At 39.8% G+C, this 15,069-nt stretch carries 20 protein-coding genes; 5 read left to right on the top strand and 15 right to left on the bottom strand.

Features of this window, described 5'->3' with window-relative positions; all coding sequences use genetic code 11:
- Window positions 1–71 precede the first annotated feature (71 nt).
- The 12 genes from ADHAQ_RS0100650 to ADHAQ_RS0100710 all read right to left on the bottom strand — a co-directional run bounded on the left by ADHAQ_RS0100650 (window position 72) and on the right by ADHAQ_RS0100710 (window position 9,264).
- The gene (locus tag ADHAQ_RS0100650) at window positions 72–578 is read right to left on the bottom strand and encodes a DUF2243 domain-containing protein (RefSeq protein WP_026461288.1); all 507 of its coding nucleotides are present in this window, start codon (window positions 576–578) and stop codon (window positions 72–74) included.
- Between the two features lie 298 nt (window positions 579–876).
- The gene (locus ADHAQ_RS0100660; protein WP_026461290.1) at window positions 877–1,767 is read right to left on the bottom strand and encodes a sterol desaturase family protein; all 891 of its coding nucleotides are present in this window, start codon (window positions 1,765–1,767) and stop codon (window positions 877–879) included.
- 14 nt (window positions 1,768–1,781) lie between these two features.
- Complete coding sequence (locus tag ADHAQ_RS0100665) at window positions 1,782–2,228, bottom strand: DsrE family protein (RefSeq protein WP_051359615.1); 447 nt, start codon at window positions 2,226–2,228, stop codon at window positions 1,782–1,784.
- Window positions 2,229–2,258: 30 nt separating this feature from the next.
- Window positions 2,259–2,714: a rhodanese-like domain-containing protein gene (locus ADHAQ_RS24055; protein ID WP_051359616.1), complete on the bottom strand. Its 456-nt coding sequence runs from the start codon at window positions 2,712–2,714 to the stop codon at window positions 2,259–2,261.
- Between the two features lie 18 nt (window positions 2,715–2,732).
- On the bottom strand, window positions 2,733–3,992 hold the full coding sequence (locus ADHAQ_RS24060) for an MFS transporter (protein ID WP_245590557.1): 1,260 nt from the start codon (window positions 3,990–3,992) through the stop codon (window positions 2,733–2,735).
- A 35-nt stretch (window positions 3,993–4,027) separates the two neighbouring features.
- Window positions 4,028–4,678 carry a TlpA family protein disulfide reductase gene (locus tag ADHAQ_RS0100680; protein ID WP_051359617.1) on the bottom strand — a complete coding sequence of 217 codons (651 nt, stop codon included), beginning with the start codon at window positions 4,676–4,678 and terminating at the stop codon, window positions 4,028–4,030.
- A gap of 77 nt (window positions 4,679–4,755) precedes the next feature.
- Window positions 4,756–5,169: a DUF6691 family protein gene (locus ADHAQ_RS0100685; RefSeq protein ID WP_026461293.1), complete on the bottom strand. Its 414-nt coding sequence runs from the start codon at window positions 5,167–5,169 to the stop codon at window positions 4,756–4,758.
- A gap of 3 nt (window positions 5,170–5,172) precedes the next feature.
- A complete protein-coding gene (locus ADHAQ_RS0100690) occupies window positions 5,173–5,730 on the bottom strand; it encodes a YeeE/YedE family protein (RefSeq protein WP_026461294.1) in 558 nt (185 codons plus the stop codon).
- Between the two features lie 7 nt (window positions 5,731–5,737).
- Window positions 5,738–6,544, bottom strand: coding sequence for a universal stress protein (locus ADHAQ_RS0100695; RefSeq protein WP_026461295.1), 807 nt, complete (start codon window positions 6,542–6,544; stop codon window positions 5,738–5,740).
- 37 nt (window positions 6,545–6,581) lie between these two features.
- Window positions 6,582–6,905, bottom strand: a complete 324-nt coding sequence (locus ADHAQ_RS0100700) for a rhodanese-like domain-containing protein (RefSeq protein WP_026461296.1) — start codon at window positions 6,903–6,905, stop codon at window positions 6,582–6,584.
- Between the two features lie 39 nt (window positions 6,906–6,944).
- Window positions 6,945–8,363 (bottom strand): MBL fold metallo-hydrolase, encoded by a 1,419-nt coding sequence (locus tag ADHAQ_RS0100705; RefSeq protein ID WP_026461297.1) that lies wholly within the window; start codon window positions 8,361–8,363, stop codon window positions 6,945–6,947.
- 106 nt (window positions 8,364–8,469) lie between these two features.
- A complete protein-coding gene (locus tag ADHAQ_RS0100710) occupies window positions 8,470–9,264 on the bottom strand; it encodes a sulfite exporter TauE/SafE family protein (protein WP_026461298.1) in 795 nt (264 codons plus the stop codon).
- Between the two features lie 243 nt (window positions 9,265–9,507).
- Here ADHAQ_RS0100710 and ADHAQ_RS0100715 point away from each other — a divergent pair, with 243 nt between their 5' ends.
- Window positions 9,508–9,894 carry a DUF302 domain-containing protein gene (locus ADHAQ_RS0100715; RefSeq protein WP_026461299.1) on the top strand — a complete coding sequence of 129 codons (387 nt, stop codon included), beginning with the start codon at window positions 9,508–9,510 and terminating at the stop codon, window positions 9,892–9,894.
- Window positions 9,895–9,958: 64 nt separating this feature from the next.
- Here ADHAQ_RS0100715 and ADHAQ_RS0100720 read toward each other — a convergent pair whose 3' ends face one another.
- The 3 genes from ADHAQ_RS0100720 to ADHAQ_RS0100730 all read right to left on the bottom strand — a co-directional run bounded on the left by ADHAQ_RS0100720 (window position 9,959) and on the right by ADHAQ_RS0100730 (window position 12,537).
- A complete protein-coding gene (locus tag ADHAQ_RS0100720) occupies window positions 9,959–10,198 on the bottom strand; it encodes a heavy-metal-associated domain-containing protein (RefSeq protein ID WP_026461300.1) in 240 nt (79 codons plus the stop codon).
- Between the two features lie 97 nt (window positions 10,199–10,295).
- Window positions 10,296–10,943 (bottom strand): Crp/Fnr family transcriptional regulator, encoded by a 648-nt coding sequence (locus ADHAQ_RS0100725; protein WP_026461301.1) that lies wholly within the window; start codon window positions 10,941–10,943, stop codon window positions 10,296–10,298.
- A gap of 508 nt (window positions 10,944–11,451) precedes the next feature.
- On the bottom strand, window positions 11,452–12,537 hold the full coding sequence (locus tag ADHAQ_RS0100730; protein ID WP_084523680.1) for a PAS domain-containing sensor histidine kinase: 1,086 nt from the start codon (window positions 12,535–12,537) through the stop codon (window positions 11,452–11,454).
- 307 nt (window positions 12,538–12,844) lie between these two features.
- Between ADHAQ_RS0100730 and ADHAQ_RS0100735 the strand changes: the two genes are divergently transcribed.
- The 4 genes from ADHAQ_RS0100735 (at window position 12,845) to ADHAQ_RS0100750 (ending at window position 15,061) form a co-directional block, all read left to right on the top strand.
- Window positions 12,845–13,072, top strand: a complete 228-nt coding sequence (locus ADHAQ_RS0100735) for a hypothetical protein (protein WP_026461303.1) — start codon at window positions 12,845–12,847, stop codon at window positions 13,070–13,072.
- Window positions 13,073–13,263: 191 nt separating this feature from the next.
- On the top strand, window positions 13,264–13,389 hold the full coding sequence (locus ADHAQ_RS28780; protein ID WP_281172302.1) for a hypothetical protein: 126 nt from the start codon (window positions 13,264–13,266) through the stop codon (window positions 13,387–13,389).
- A 686-nt stretch (window positions 13,390–14,075) separates the two neighbouring features.
- The gene (locus tag ADHAQ_RS24065; protein WP_034256419.1) at window positions 14,076–14,471 is read left to right on the top strand and encodes a response regulator; all 396 of its coding nucleotides are present in this window, start codon (window positions 14,076–14,078) and stop codon (window positions 14,469–14,471) included.
- Between the two features lie 218 nt (window positions 14,472–14,689).
- Window positions 14,690–15,061, top strand: coding sequence for a hypothetical protein (locus tag ADHAQ_RS0100750; RefSeq protein ID WP_026461304.1), 372 nt, complete (start codon window positions 14,690–14,692; stop codon window positions 15,059–15,061).
- Window positions 15,062–15,069: the final 8 nt, after the last annotated feature.

Consider the following 15,069-nt stretch of genomic DNA (forward strand, 5'->3'; position numbering starts at 1 on the left):
CGCCTCTTCCAGCTTAAATAAAACTGGTTTAAGCTACTATTCAAAAGTTCTTAAGGCTTTAAATAAAAGATTTAAGTTGTAAAAGCAGATTTACGGCCCTTGTTAATCAGCATCCAACCTATCAAGAGCATAATCACAGAACCACCCAAAAAACCAAAATTCCAACTGGAAGGACTGGTGCTTATCTCCCTGACATTGTGGAGCACCAGTAAATGGTGGTCGATAACGCCTTCTACTAAATTAAATATAGCCCAGCCAAATAAAAAACCTCCTATCAATATTTTGTTAGATAAATTAACAGACCGGTTTTTAACGGCATTCCATAACAGCACAATCCCAATCATAGTGACTACCCAAACGCCAGCATGAAACATGCCATCCCAGAACATATTGGTTTTTGCATTCAGCAAAGTATCCGGTGGCAACTTAGCAGAAACCATATTATGCCACTGCAAAATCTGGTGTAAAATAATGCCATCGACAAAGCCGCCCATACCTACCCCAATTAAAGTAGTAGCGGCAATGATTGGACCGGACCGACTAACCGGCTGTTGCTGGTATTCTGAAGTGGGAGCCATAAATCATTAATTTTAGATGAAAATTATTTGAGTTTATAGATTCTGAAAATAATAGCGCCAATTAGCAGGAAAGGCAAAATCATATAAAAAGAATTCTTCCAGAAATTAGCATCAAAAACTGAAACCTGTAAGGGACGGTTACAGGAAAGACATGCCCAGGCAGGGCCATGCACCCCAAAAAACAAAAAGACAAATAGCAGGGACTTAAATATTTTTTTAAACATAAGCCGAACAAATTTGTTTAACGCAGATTATACTTAATCTTACTTAGTTAAGTTTAATCAGAGATAAGGACTAATTATGATTTAACATCACTCGGGGCTATTTTTTTAATGAAAGGGTGTAATTGCTGTTCCTTAAAAGTATTCGGGTAATTCTCTACTTCTTCAAAACCCAACTCAATATCCCGACCATCTTCCGGCAGATAAGCGGTGCGGAAAATATAATCCCAAATACTTAAACTAATGCCATAATTAGCGCCGTACCGGTGCGGCATGTGTTTGGCATGGTGCCAGATATGCATTTGCGGGTTGTTAAAAAGATACCGGAACGGACCCAGCGGAAACCTGAAATTAGAATGGTTAAAGTGTCCGATAGCGGTGGCAAAAATATGCACCAGGAAAAAATCCTGAATGCCGAAACCAATCATGGCTAAGGGTATGTATTCTAAGGTCCGGTAAACTACTGTTTCCATCCAGTGAAACCGCAGGTGCGCCGCAAAACCCATCTGCTGCACGGAATGATGGACTTTATGGAATTCCCACAGAAATTCTACCCGGTGTAAAAGCCGGTGTACATTCCATTGAATAAAATCGCGGACTATAAATAAGGTAAGCAATTGCGCCCAGACTGGCCACGATTGAATTTCGAATGCTACAATATTCTTTAAGCCGAACAGGGACAGGAAATCATTAAAAGCCTGATCCCCAATATTGGAAATGGCATTAAACCCTACCAGCGAAAACAGGAAAAAATTAAAGAACATGTAAAAGCCATCGAGCCAGAAATCCTGCCGGATTTTGGCCTGATGCTGCCGCCAGGGCATAAAAATTTCCAGCAGCCAAAAGAAAAGCGACAGACCTATTAACCAGTAAAAATAATTGCCCCAGCTGGGCTGTAAAATTTCCCGGCCTAAATACCCCCCGTAATCAGTAAATGACCGGACGAATAGCTGCCAATACTTATCCATTGCTCATTTTGCTTTTAATATTTTATATAACTCCAGCCCTGTTCCTGCTTCATGATTATTTCGCCCACGCCCATCTGCACGGTAATAACACCTGGTAAAAGGTCGGTAACCGACACTTTGCGGAACCGCATGGTATTTTCACAAGCGGCAAATACCACGCCTTTCTGTTGCAGTTCTTTTATTGCACCGGTTTTATAAGACTTTTGAGCCAGCACCAAATCCAATCCTTTCCCATGCACCACTACTTCAACCTGGGACGTTGGCCATACGCGTTTCAGGTTGTTTAACTGCCGGATAAGGGCCGCCTGGGTGGTCGTATCGGCATTAGTAACATCATATACCACCCGGTGCACCTGCGGTTTGACAGTTTGCACTTTTGTACCCGGAGCTTTTTTTGCCTGGGCATCAACTGAGAAATTAATGGCCCAAACAGACAGAAATAATAGAAAGAAGAATCGCATATAGAAAATCTGGTTAAACTGATAAATTAATTATTCGGTAGGTATGCCCGCTGCTTTTAAAGCGTTAAATCCCTGGCTGGCATCGTAAATATGGTTAAAGCCTTTTTGCTTTAATATATTCGTTGCCTGTTGACTACGCCCCCCGACGGCACAATAAACCAAGTAGGTTTTAGCAGGGTCTAACCGGCTGATTTGACTGGTGAAATCCGGCGCATATAAATTAAACAAACGCGCTTTTTTCAAATGGCCGGCCGCATATTCCTGGGGTGTCCGTACATCCAAAATGATGGTTCCCGGCTGTTGCTCTAAAATCTTTTTTGCTTCCTGGCTATTGATTTCTTTTACAGGAGAGCCCGCCGTAATCTGACCGGCTGGCGTTTGTTCAGATGTAGTTTGTTCAGCCTTCGTCTGACAGCTTAAGCAAATAGTTAAAGGCGAAAACAAGATAAACGCGAGGAAAAATAAAGGCTTCTTTTTTGGCTTCATATTTTAAAATGAGATTGGTTAAATAGATAATCCGGTAGGGTGTGGCACCGGTAGAACGTCGGGCGTTTGTTGCATCCGAAACTGGATAACTAAAGCAGAAAACACGGTAAAACCAGCAATGGCGAATATCGTTGCTGACACCCCCGAATAAGCTAATAAAACACCGGTGAGTAAGGCTCCAATTGCGTATCCTAAATCGCGCCATAACCGAAAAACGCCCAGACTTTCAGGCCGCTGCGCCGGATTCGTATTTTCTGAAATGGCAATCATAAAAGTAGGATAAACCAGGGCCGTACCTAAACCCAGAAAGAATGAAATCATTATAAATTGATTTAAGGAAGTGGCCCAAACCAATAACATCAGGGAAATTCCTTGCAACAACATCCCCCAGAAAAGTAAACTTTTGCGTGAAACGAAGTCCGCTAGACGCCCGGTAAACAATTGTCCGATTCCCCAGACACCCGGATAAATGGCGGTTACTAGCCCTATTTCTGTCAGATGCAATCCCCGGTTGGCCAGTAAAACCGGCAATAATCCCCAGGCCATCCCATCATTTAAGTTATTGACTAAACCCGCCTGGGTTACGGCGCTCAGATTACGATTAAAGAGAGTCGTGTCCCAAAATACCCGGCGTAATTGCAAGTTATCTGCTACTTTAGCTGCCGCCACATGGAATTGGGTATCTTTAATAATAAAAAGGCTAACCAGTAAACCCAATACCGAAAAGACTACGCCTATCATAAATGGGTAGGGGCGCAGGCCGAAACGGGAGGCCAAATAAGCAGTGAGTAAGGCAACCAGTCCAACAGCCAGGTAGCCGGCAAATTCATTCAGCCCCATAGCCATTCCCCGGTTTTTCTCCCCAACTAAATCCATTTTCATAACCACCGTACTCGACCAGGTTAAGCCCTGGTTTAATCCCAACAAAATATTAGCCAGGACAACCAGGTTCCAAGAGTGGGTATACATCAGTATCCAGGGAATAGGCAAACCAATTACCCAGCCGATAATTAATAAGTTACGCCGACCCAGCTTATTGGCCAGTGCGCCGGTAAAGTAATTAGTAATGGCTTTGGTGATACCAAATGCTACGATAAACGATAAAACCGCCGAGGTAGAAGCAATATGGAAAACCGATTCCGCTAATTGGGGCAGTAAGGTACGCTCCATGCCTACCATACCGCCTACAAACCCGGTAACCAATACTAACCAGGCAAATTGTTGCCAATTCTCCCGCAATCCCAGTTTTATTGATTTAGTTTCCACCTTTTGCTTCAACTCGTTTTGAAGTTTTTTACTTTTCTTAAAGTAACTTAAATCGCTTTAGTGGCCAGGTTAATTAGGAAGTTCCTAAATTCCTCGGTGTCATACTCCGCCATACCATCCTTTTGTACAACCACCTGACCCTCCGGAGAGATAACATAAGTAGTTGGTATTACATTACCAGCACCAAACTGAGCCGGCATGTAACCTTCCGGGGTGTAAACCGGAAAAGTAAAACCCATGCGCTGAATAAATTTCTGCGCCTTGGCCGGGTCCTGGTCCAATGAAACCATGACAAAGGCAATTTTATTTGATTTTACTTTTTCGTACAAGTTCTGAATACTGGGCATTTCAGCAATGCAGGGCGGGCACCAGGTTGCCCACATGTTCATAAAAATTACTTTACCTTTCAACGATTCCATACTAACCGTTTCTCCGCTTAACGTTTTTACCGTAAAATCTAAGTCGGCTGCCGGATAAGTGGGACTTGCTGCCGGTTTGGGAACGCTTTCGGTATTTTTTAGAGCGGTTTCGGGTGATGGCCCAGGTAACTTGGGTTTTATAAGGCCGGTAACCAAAATGACGCGCTGCATCTGCCCGATAACCTGGGTATGCAAACCCTTAGCGTACAGAATACCAACAATGAGCAACGTATATATCCATCCTGGTACTTTATTTATGATTTGCTTTATATTATTCATATAAAATAAAGAAATGAACTTATTAGAAGGACATTTGATGTGAGATTTTAACAAATATTCTATCCTGAAAGATGAACCTAGTGCGGAATTTTATCTTTCAGCAATCCATAAAAATAGGTACCCATCAGCGCGCCAAATATTACTACAAGCATGGCCCAATAGCCGTAACCAACATTCACAAACATAGGCCCGGGACAAGCCCCGGTTAAGGCCCAGCCTAATCCGAAAATAGTGCCGCCAATGATATACCGGGGCCAGGTACGGTCCTTATCCTGAAAGGCAATGACATTGCCTTGAATATCTCTTATTTTAAATTTTTTAATCAGATAAACGGCTACAACTCCCAGCACTACGGCGGCCCCAATGATACCGTACATGTGGAAGGATTGGAAACGAAACATTTCCTGAATCCGGTACCAGGATATGGCTTCTGATTTGGCCATAATAATCCCAAACAACAATCCGGCTATAATAAATTTTAATCCTTTCATAGCTTAAAAAATTAAGGGTAATATAAAATGCGTCATGATTAAGCCCCCGATGAAAAAGCCCACTACGGCCACCAGAGAAGGTATTTGTAAGTTAGATAACCCACTAATGGCATGGCCGGAAGTACAACCACCGGCATACCGAGCCCCAAAACCAACTAAAATGCCTCCAATTAATAAAATCAGGAAACCCTTGGGAGAAGTAATAAAATCCGGTCCGAAAAGCTGAGAAGGGTTTAAGCCGCCATCGAATGCAATTCCTAACTCTTTTAAGTCGCTAATTGTGGCCGCTGATAGTTGCAAGGGTTCATCACTTTTAAGCAAAGTAGAAGCTACAACGCCACCTAAAATAGAACCTAACAGAAACAGGAGATTCCATTTTTGGGTTTTCCAGTCAAAATCAAAGAATTTAACCTTTTTACCCGCCCCGGCGATGGTACACAGGGTACGCAGGTTAGCCGATACGCCGAATGATTTGCCATACACCAATAATAAAATCATAATAAAAGCAATGGCCGCTCCGGAAATATACCAGGGCCAGGGCTGTTTCAATAATTCAAGCATAATTTATTTATAAATGATACGTAAGTACCGGTTTAGAACAATGGTTGATGAGCCGCTCGGCAATACTGCCGTGTAACAAATGGTTTAAACCTTTGCGCGCGTGCGTACCCAGGCAAACCAAATCCATTTGATGGTCTTTATTAAATTGATAAACACCTTGGTCCACTTTATGCTCCTGATGTAAATGCAATTCCATATTTTCCAATTGATTTTGTTTGGCAAAAACCTGCATCTTCTCTATAATGGATTCGGCTTGGGAGAACTCATGCGGTTTTAAAATATGTAATAAGTGTATGGTTCCGCCCGGTGCAACCAGTGCTTTTATCAAAGCTAAAGGCAGTACCGGCATTGCTTCTTCAAAATCACTGACCAATAGGATATGCTGGAACCTGGCCGGTAAGTAAGACCCTTGCACCGTTAAAACCGGCATCGATGAATTCCGGGCAACATGCTGGGCTTCGGAACCGGAAATAAATTCGAGTAAACCGTCGGCCCCTTTGGTACCCATGATAACCAGGTCGGCCCCAATTTCAATTGTAAACTGATTAATGGTTTCGGTTACCGGCCCTACTTTTACAAAGCTCTTAAAGTTGAATTTGGCGGGTAAGGCGGCAAACCATTTATGAGCAGCTTCTATTTGTTTATATACCGCCTTCCCGGCATCTTCTAAATCTTCTGCATTGCCGGTTGCCGGAACCACATGCAATAAGTAGAGTTCAACCGGACGGCTATTCCGAATCAATTCGGCCATGGCTGCGGCATATTGAAAAGTAGGGGAAAAATCTACCGGAATTAATATTTTAAGCGTTTCCATATCATTTGCTTTTAGTCATTAATTGTAATGGCCCCGGTTAATTCCGGGGCCAGGCACTTATACCGCCTTCTAAATTATAGGCTTTTAATCCCTGCTCCGTTAGCTGAGCCACGGCACTACCACTGCGGTTGCCGCTTCGGCAGAACATAAAGTAAATTTTCTGGGAGCTTAGTTTTTTTAACCTATTTTTAAAATCAGCAGACATGACATCCATATTTTCCGCGGCCGGTAGGGTACCACCGGCAAATTCACCGGGGGTACGCACATCTAACAGCACTGCATTTTTAGTAGAAGTAAACAGCACTTTAAATGCAGATCCGCTTAAATCACTTTCTTTCCGCCCAAACATATTTCCAAACATCTTTTTAATACTTTAATAAATTTCTCTAATCCGTTTCGATTACTTCATGGTGCTGGGGCACACGTAAGCACTTACCGGCACTTTTTCAGATTCTTTTATAGCTTTAAATCCGCCTTGTACATCAATCAGGTTATCATAGCCCCGGGCCCGCATAATGGAATTAAAAATCATGGAGCGGTAACCTCCGGCACAATGCACGTAATAGGTTTTGTTTTTATCAACCTGACTTAAATTTTCGTTTATATAATCCAGCGCAATATTTTCGGCCCCGATTACGTGTTCGGCATAATGCTCGGTATCCTTGCGCACATCCAGAATATTTACTTCACCGCCTTGGTTAATTCTGGTTGCCAATTCTTCCGCGGTTACAGATTCAATCTGGTCTACTTCTTTACCAGCTGCTTTCCAGGCAGCAATTCCGCCCTGTAAATACCCAATGGCATAATCGTAGCCCACGCGCGCCAAACGGGTAACCACTTCTTCTTCCCGCCCTTCCTCGGCGATGATTAATATTTGCTGCTGAATATCCGGAATTAAGGCACCTACCCACGGAGCAAAGCTGCCATCGATGCCAATATTTATGGAATTAGGTACAAAGCCCTGGGCAAACGTTTGCGGGTCACGGGTATCCAGAATCAGGGCTCCAGTTTCATTGGCCGCTGCTTCAAATGCTTCAGGTGTTAAGGCCTGGGTACCCTGGCTTAAAACATTATCAAAACTTTCGTAGCCTTCCCGGTTCATCTTTACGTTGAGCGGAAAATAGGCTGGCGGCTGCGTTAAGCCATCAGTAACCTCTTTAATAAATTCTTCCCGTGTCATATCCGCCCGTAAGGCATAGTTCGTCTTTTTCTGATTTCCCAGCGTATCGGTGGTTTCTTTACTCATGTTTTTGCCACAAGCAGAGCCCGCCCCATGAGCCGGATACACAATTACATCATCCGGCAAAGACATAATTTTATTCCGCAAAGAATCGAACAAGGTACTAGCTAGGTCTTCCTGGGTAATATTGCCTGCTTTCTGGGCTAAATCCGGCCGGCCAACATCCCCGATAAACAAGGTGTCGCCGGAGAATAAAGCGGTTTCTTTGCCCTGCTCATCCAATAATAAATAAGAAGTTGATTCCATGGTATGGCCGGGGGTATGCAATACTTTTATTTGAATGTCACCTACTTTAAATACCTCGCCATCCTGGGCAATATGCGCCTCAAAGGTGGGGTTTGCATTCGGACCGTAAATAATGGGTGCCCCGGATTGTTTTGATAAATCAACGTGGCCCGAAACAAAGTCCGCGTGAAAGTGCGTTTCGAACACATATTTAATTGTAGCACCGTTAGCGGTTGCTTTCTCCAGGTAAGGGCCTACTTCCCGTAAAGGGTCGATGATAGCGGCTTCGTTACCTGATTGGATGTAATAAGCACCCTGGGCTAAACATCCGGTATAAATCTGTTCTATTTTCATGATTGCTTTATTTTTATTTTAAATTTTATGCTTCCTTATTAATTACCATACAAAATTCGGCACTATCGCTTTCTCTGTCAGTGACATTAGTCACGCACCGTTTTTTTTAAAGAAAAAGTTCTTTGATTAAGATGTAAATACCCATGGCCAGCACAAACCAGCCAAATCCCCGTTTTAATTTTTCGCTGTCTACTTTATCGGCAAAGGCCGAACCGATGAAAATACCTATAATAGAAAGCCCGGAAAATAAGAGGAGAAATTCCCAATCCATTTGGTAATGAAAAACATCTCCCACAAAACCAATTAAAGAGTTCGCCGCAATAATAAAGAGGGATGTACCTACGGCCATTTTCATATCCAGGCGCAGGAAAATTACCAGGACCGGTATAATTAAGAAGCCGCCCCCGGCACCTACCATGCCCGATATTAGTCCAACAATTATGGCCTCAAGTGTAATTAATCCATAGTTAATATTCTCCCGCTGAATAATTTTCCAATCCTGACAACATTTTTTAGTAATCATGCTGTAAGAGGCCAAGATCATCAGCAAAGCAAACAGCACCATCAGCAGCAACTCCTTTGTAACGATTAATTGACCCACAGTGAAAATTTGGGCTGGAATAGCGGGAATTAAATAACTCCGGGTTAGGTAAACTGCTATTAAGGAAGGTAAGCCAAACAGCAATACCGTTTTAAAATTTACCAGCCCCTGGCGGTAAAACTTAGCACCTCCTACTAAACTGGTGGTACCCACCACAAATAAGGAGTAAGAGGTAGCCATAACCGGGCTAAAACCCATTAAATAAACCAGGATAGGAACAGTTAATATAGAACCGCCGCTACCGGTAAGGCCTAGAGATAAACCAATTAATAAGGCGGCCAGATATCCTAATATTTCCATTGTTGACAGTATCGTTCGTGCTAATTTTATGCAAATGTCGGTATTGGAGTATGCCGGTACAGTGACAAGTATCACATAAGGAAATAAATTAAGAAAAAACCATCGGAAGGCCTGGAATACTAAAACAAGAATATTCCAATTGGTATAGGTGGGGCTGAAACTAAAACTTTAAAAGTGGCACTAAGTATAAATTAAATGTAAGCTACTTAAAATAGAGATTCGCCGTAACTAAAAAGAAAGATAATGAGCTACCATAACAGTAAAATCTTAAGCACTTCATTTGATGAAGCCATTGAAAAAGTGACAGGTGCTTTGCAGGCCGAAGGTTTCGGCATTATAACCGAAATTAACCTGAAAGATAAATTTAAGGAAAAGTTAGGGGTAGATTTTCGCAATTATAAAATACTGGGGGCCTGCAACCCGAAACTGGCTTTTGAAGCTATTCAAAAAGAAGCCAACATTGGAGTAATGCTGCCTTGTAATATTTTGGTGCAGGAACATGAAACCGGGCGCGTAGAGGTTACTGCTATCAATCCTATGGAAACCATGGCTGCGGTAGAAAATGACCAACTGCAACCACTGGCGCAAGAAGTAAGTCAAAAATTGCAAAAGGTAATAAGCGCTCTGTAAGTAGCGCAAACAAGAGGCGCATTAGGCAAACCCTATTCTCGAAAGGCAGGGCTTTAACTAATCTTTATAAATCTGTTCCGCCAAGTCCCAAAACCCGCATAAGTTCTGCCTGGTAGCCAACTTCCCGGAGAGCATTTAAAATTGCTTGCGGATTAATATCCTGGCCGGAAATGCTCAATATATTTTCTGCAACGGTCGTATCTACCTTCCAGGAGCTAATATTTTCTAACCGCTGCAAAGCCGGAGTTATTGCCGCCAAGGCAGATTCAGTAGCAATATTGGTTTTAAATTTAAGGATTTCCATCGTTTTCAATTTTTAATAGCAGTAACCTGGAGACTTATTAGTGTAGATAGAGAAATGCTATATTAGAAGTTCTTTACGGTCTTTAAATCAAAATGAGTCAAAAATCATCCAGATTAAGCACTTCAATATAGTTTCGGTGCAGCACAATAGCCTGGTGTTGCTCCAGCTTTTTTAGAAGACGTGAGATTACTTCCCGAGAAGTGTTTAATTCATCGGCAATTTGTTGGTGGGAGAGACGCACTTCCTTACCCTGCACGTTAACATGTCGTTTCAGGTAAAATACCAGCCGCTCGTCCAGGCCTTTAAAAGCCACACTATCGAGGGTTTGCAATAGTTCATCAAATCGTTCGCGATAGGAGGCAATTACAAAATTATACCAGGTTTTATACTTGGCTAGCCATTGCTCGGATAAATGAGCCGGTAAAAGTAGAATTTCCGCATCGGTTACGGCTTTCGCCAATACTTTGCTTTGTTCATTTTTAGCGGTACACATCATAGATAGGGCGCAGGCGCTTCCTTCTTCCAGGTAGTACATTAAAAACTCATTACCTTCATCATCTTCCCGGTAAACTTTCACCAGCCCATTTAACACCAATACCGTCGAACGGATATATTGTCCCGTGCGTAGGGCTTCCTCACCCGGCCCAAGTTGTTTAATCGTACCCTCCTGACCCATTTCCTGGAGCAATAAGGGTTCCAACTGTGGGAAACGGGCATGAATGATTTCGAGGCTTTCTTTTTCCATAAGGCAGGATTTATACCGGCAAATATAAGTACATATCGATTACTCTAGGCAAATGGGATAACTGGGGAAGTACTAAAAATGAAATAGAACAAGTATTTATAAATCCTTATACCAAGATTAAATATACCTCCAATGTTTTAGTTTATCATTTATAATTGGTACTTTTGATCCGATAGTAAGCTCCTCTTACTACTTTATCTGATCGAGGCTTTGCTTCAGCCTACAGATAAAGAAAACAGGTCAAAATCCTCAAATGTAAATTTAACCTGAATCAACAGTTGATTTATTTAGATTTTGAGAAAGCAGCGAGGTTAAAATCTTCCATATATGAGCTCATCAATTTATATAAAGGCTTATTTTAATGAATTATTGGTGGTTGAAACAAAATCCAATTCGTTTAAGAAGAATTAGATTGTCTGGATACTGCATACGATTATTGGCCTTCCGCGTCAAAAGCTAAAATAATGATTTACAATATTTCCGGATTAAATTAAGGTTAGAATAATTTTTAAATATTAGCTAAGGGGAAGGAAATATAAAAAGCAGTGCCTTTATTTTCTTCACTTTCTACCTGAATGTTACCTCCTTGTATCTCTACTAAATCTTTAATAATGGACAGACCGATGCCATTCGATTCTTCTCCATTTAAGCCCCGTCGTGAAGCCCTGTTATCATGCTTTTGAAACAGATAAGGCTGTAACTCCTGAGGAATACCAATTCCGGAATCGGCATGCTTTAGTAGTAAATTAGTCCCTTGCGTACTCAAAGTGATGGTTATCGTTCCTTCTGATGGCGTGAACTTAATAGAATTAGTAAGCAGGTTATTGAGAATTTGCGTAAACTTTATTTCATCTAGTTCAACCATGATTTTTTCTTCCGGACTATGAATATGTATGGCGGCTTTTACCACTTTAGACCGTACAAACGTTTCGGCAGTTTGTTTTACTTTTTCCAAAGCATCAAACCGTACCCTTTTTACAGGCGTTGAAACAGATTTGATATGTTCGTCCAGGAGGACTTCCTTAATGAGCTTCGTACAGTCAGTATAAGCCGTGTTAATTATATCCGTATAAGTAGAAAGTTCTCTATAATTGCTTATAGCATGGTCCATCTCCAGCAAATTAACTGCACTCTTCATAATAGATAACGGACCTTGTAAATCATGAGCCACAATTAATAGGACATTATCTTTCTTACGAGTAAATTCCAGGAGAAATTCCCGATATTTGGTTTGATCCGTAACATCTTCGGCCTGGCCCATGATTTGAGTAAAAGCACCGTTAGCATCTAAAAGCGGATGAGCATCTACTTTCACCTGCTTAAGGAGATTATCAGGAAACCGGAGGTTAAATTCAATTTTAGCAACTGCCCCGTGACGCACTTGCTTAAATCGTTGCATAATGGCTTCTTTATCTTGTTCCTCAATTCGAGTAAGGAGCCATTCAGGAGTCTGTAAAACTTGTTCTGATTCAATTTCCCACAGATATTTGATAGATGGGCTCAGATAATCAAACTGCCGGGTCAATATATTATAAAGGAAGAATACTTTTTTACTGGATTGACTATATTGATCTAATAGAGCAGATAACATCATAGATTATTAAGATAAATGTATTTACCATCCAAAAAAATTTATTTTATTCCAGTGTACCGGATTTGCTCTAACAAATGAAATTCAATATATATTAGTTCCAGGTTCTTTCTAATTCCCCGTTTATTTTATGTTCTCCCAACAGGATTATTAATAAAAACAATTCACAGAATTTATATTTAATCGTAAAACAATTATTAAACCAATAGAATCTGTTTTTGCAACTTTTAAAAATCAGACAGAAAGCAAATAACTTGTATAAAAGGTTTGTCAATTAATTGAAATGATTGATAATTAAAACTTATAGTGGATGTTTAATTTATTTCGAAAGAAGAAGCCCGAATTCGACGAACTTCAGTATGAAACTATAAAACGGTTAGTAGCTGAATTACCCAAACATTCTGGTTGGGCTGCCACTTATGAGAAAAAACTTTCCCAGGCTACCATTTATAAGTTGCAAGAAGAAGGCTATCGGGTGATAGCTAAGACTCATAATGGAGATAACTATTATTATAAAATTTCATTCACAAAGCATTAAGATTTTAACCGTTGTTAGACAATAATTTTAATAACCTTCATTTGTACATGGGAAATTATAAAGGCAGGGAAGCTGCAATTGAAGGAGGATAAACTGAATAAAACGGCTTATTAATTTATGTAAAACGAATTTTAATTATTTGACAACTTTTTAAATTTAAAATCTTCCGTAATTAGTGAATTAGAAAAAGCATGAAAGGATTTAAAGCTTTATATGAAGATCAGTTTACTCAGGTCTCGGCTGACCTAATGCCTTTAGTTTTAGATAAAACAGAAAAGCTAGCCGATATGAAGACCCGGCTTGCTTCCATTATATGAATTACCTAAACAATACCTCAAAGGTATATCTCTTATTAATTCTTTCTCGTCTGATTAAATCAGCAATGCCACCTTGCTAATGTTTAGGAAGGTCATATTGAGCTAAACTCGATTCTATCAAGTTTATATAACCTATATATTTTTTAATCCAATTGCTTCTTTTTTCTCTTAATAATAAATACCTAAGGTATAGAAGATTTTCTTCCAGTTTGGCTTTATCAAATGATAAGATTTCTTCCTCAGATAATTCCAATTCTGTCAATTAAGAGGCAATTAATAAAATAATAAAAATATAATTATACCATATACCTTTTTAATGAAAACTTTGTTATCACTTATATCAGGATATATTAGACAGACTTGCTGAAATCTACAAAGGCGTTGTCACTAATTATATTAGCGTTTGGGTTTGATGAGTATATACTTGTTATACTAAATCTATTATTTATTGCATCCTAAATATATTTAGTATATATGTAGTATGCTTATCCTACTTATATAATAATGATTTTGAATTAGTTTCATGCTAAATTATAACTATTGGTTATAATTTTTGTTCTTATTATATTTGGTTAAAGAATATAGTAGCATAAATAGGTAATAAATAGTTATTGAGCTAAACATATTATCTTCAGCAAGTACATAGCATTAAATATAGACAGAAAATAAAATAGGTCATAACATTAATGAAGCAGATAGAAAGAGTATTACTGGTAGATGATGACGAAATCACTAATCGTGCTAATAAAAGAAATATTCTGACATCTAATTGTTGCCTGGAAGTAGATGTTGTTTCAAATGGGCAAGAAGCCATAGAATACTTTAAGCGGATTCAAGAAAATAAACTAAAAGTTGACCTTATGCTTTTAGATTTGAAGATGCCGGTCATGGATGGATTTGATTTCTTGGAAAAATATAAAGATTTACCAACCGATCTGAAAGCGAGTAAGGTGTTTGGCCTAACATCATCGGCTAGTTTTTATGACCTGGAGAAATTAAAAGCCTACGTTGATATTACTGGCCATATCTATAAACCTTTTGCAACAACTGATTTTATCAACCTGTTAGATAAGCATTTTTAATTTTTATTTGAAATGGGTTGAACTTAAGTGCATCATTTTGAAAACAAATATCTAGACTCTGTAGTTAACTTTTAATTTTAAAGAAAACATTAGCCAAGTGATAAAGTTTTCAAGGGTTTTATACCTTTTTACAGGGGATTTTAAGTGCAATTATATCATAAACTTACGTTTCATATTCGGTTTTTAATCAACTTCGGGTAACAGCAATTTTGCGAGCCATGTATAATATTCCCTTTTCTAATATTACCCTTAACCATATTAATGGCGATTGGCTAGTAGAGTCTCGTCAGTTGAGTACTTCCGATCCAACAGCATCTATTGCCCACGCTATAAAGTTTATTTTTGCTGCTGATGATTATTTGGAGTTACTACCGGAAGGAGAGGGCAGTTGGGCCTTGAAAACAGAAGAGACCATGAATCGGCCTTACCTGCTGATTGAAGTATTTAATGAAAGCTGGAAGGCTTTAATAACCCGTTTATTTATAAACACCGATACCAGGTATACGTATTTAAATCTTTACTTTGATACAGGCATGGAATTAACTCTGGTAAAATTTAATAATAAATATACTGATTTTGGTTTAAACTAAATAAAACT

It is taken from the genome of Adhaeribacter aquaticus DSM 16391, assembly GCF_000473365.1.
GTDB classification, from domain to species: Bacteria; Bacteroidota; Bacteroidia; order Cytophagales; family Hymenobacteraceae; genus Adhaeribacter; species Adhaeribacter aquaticus.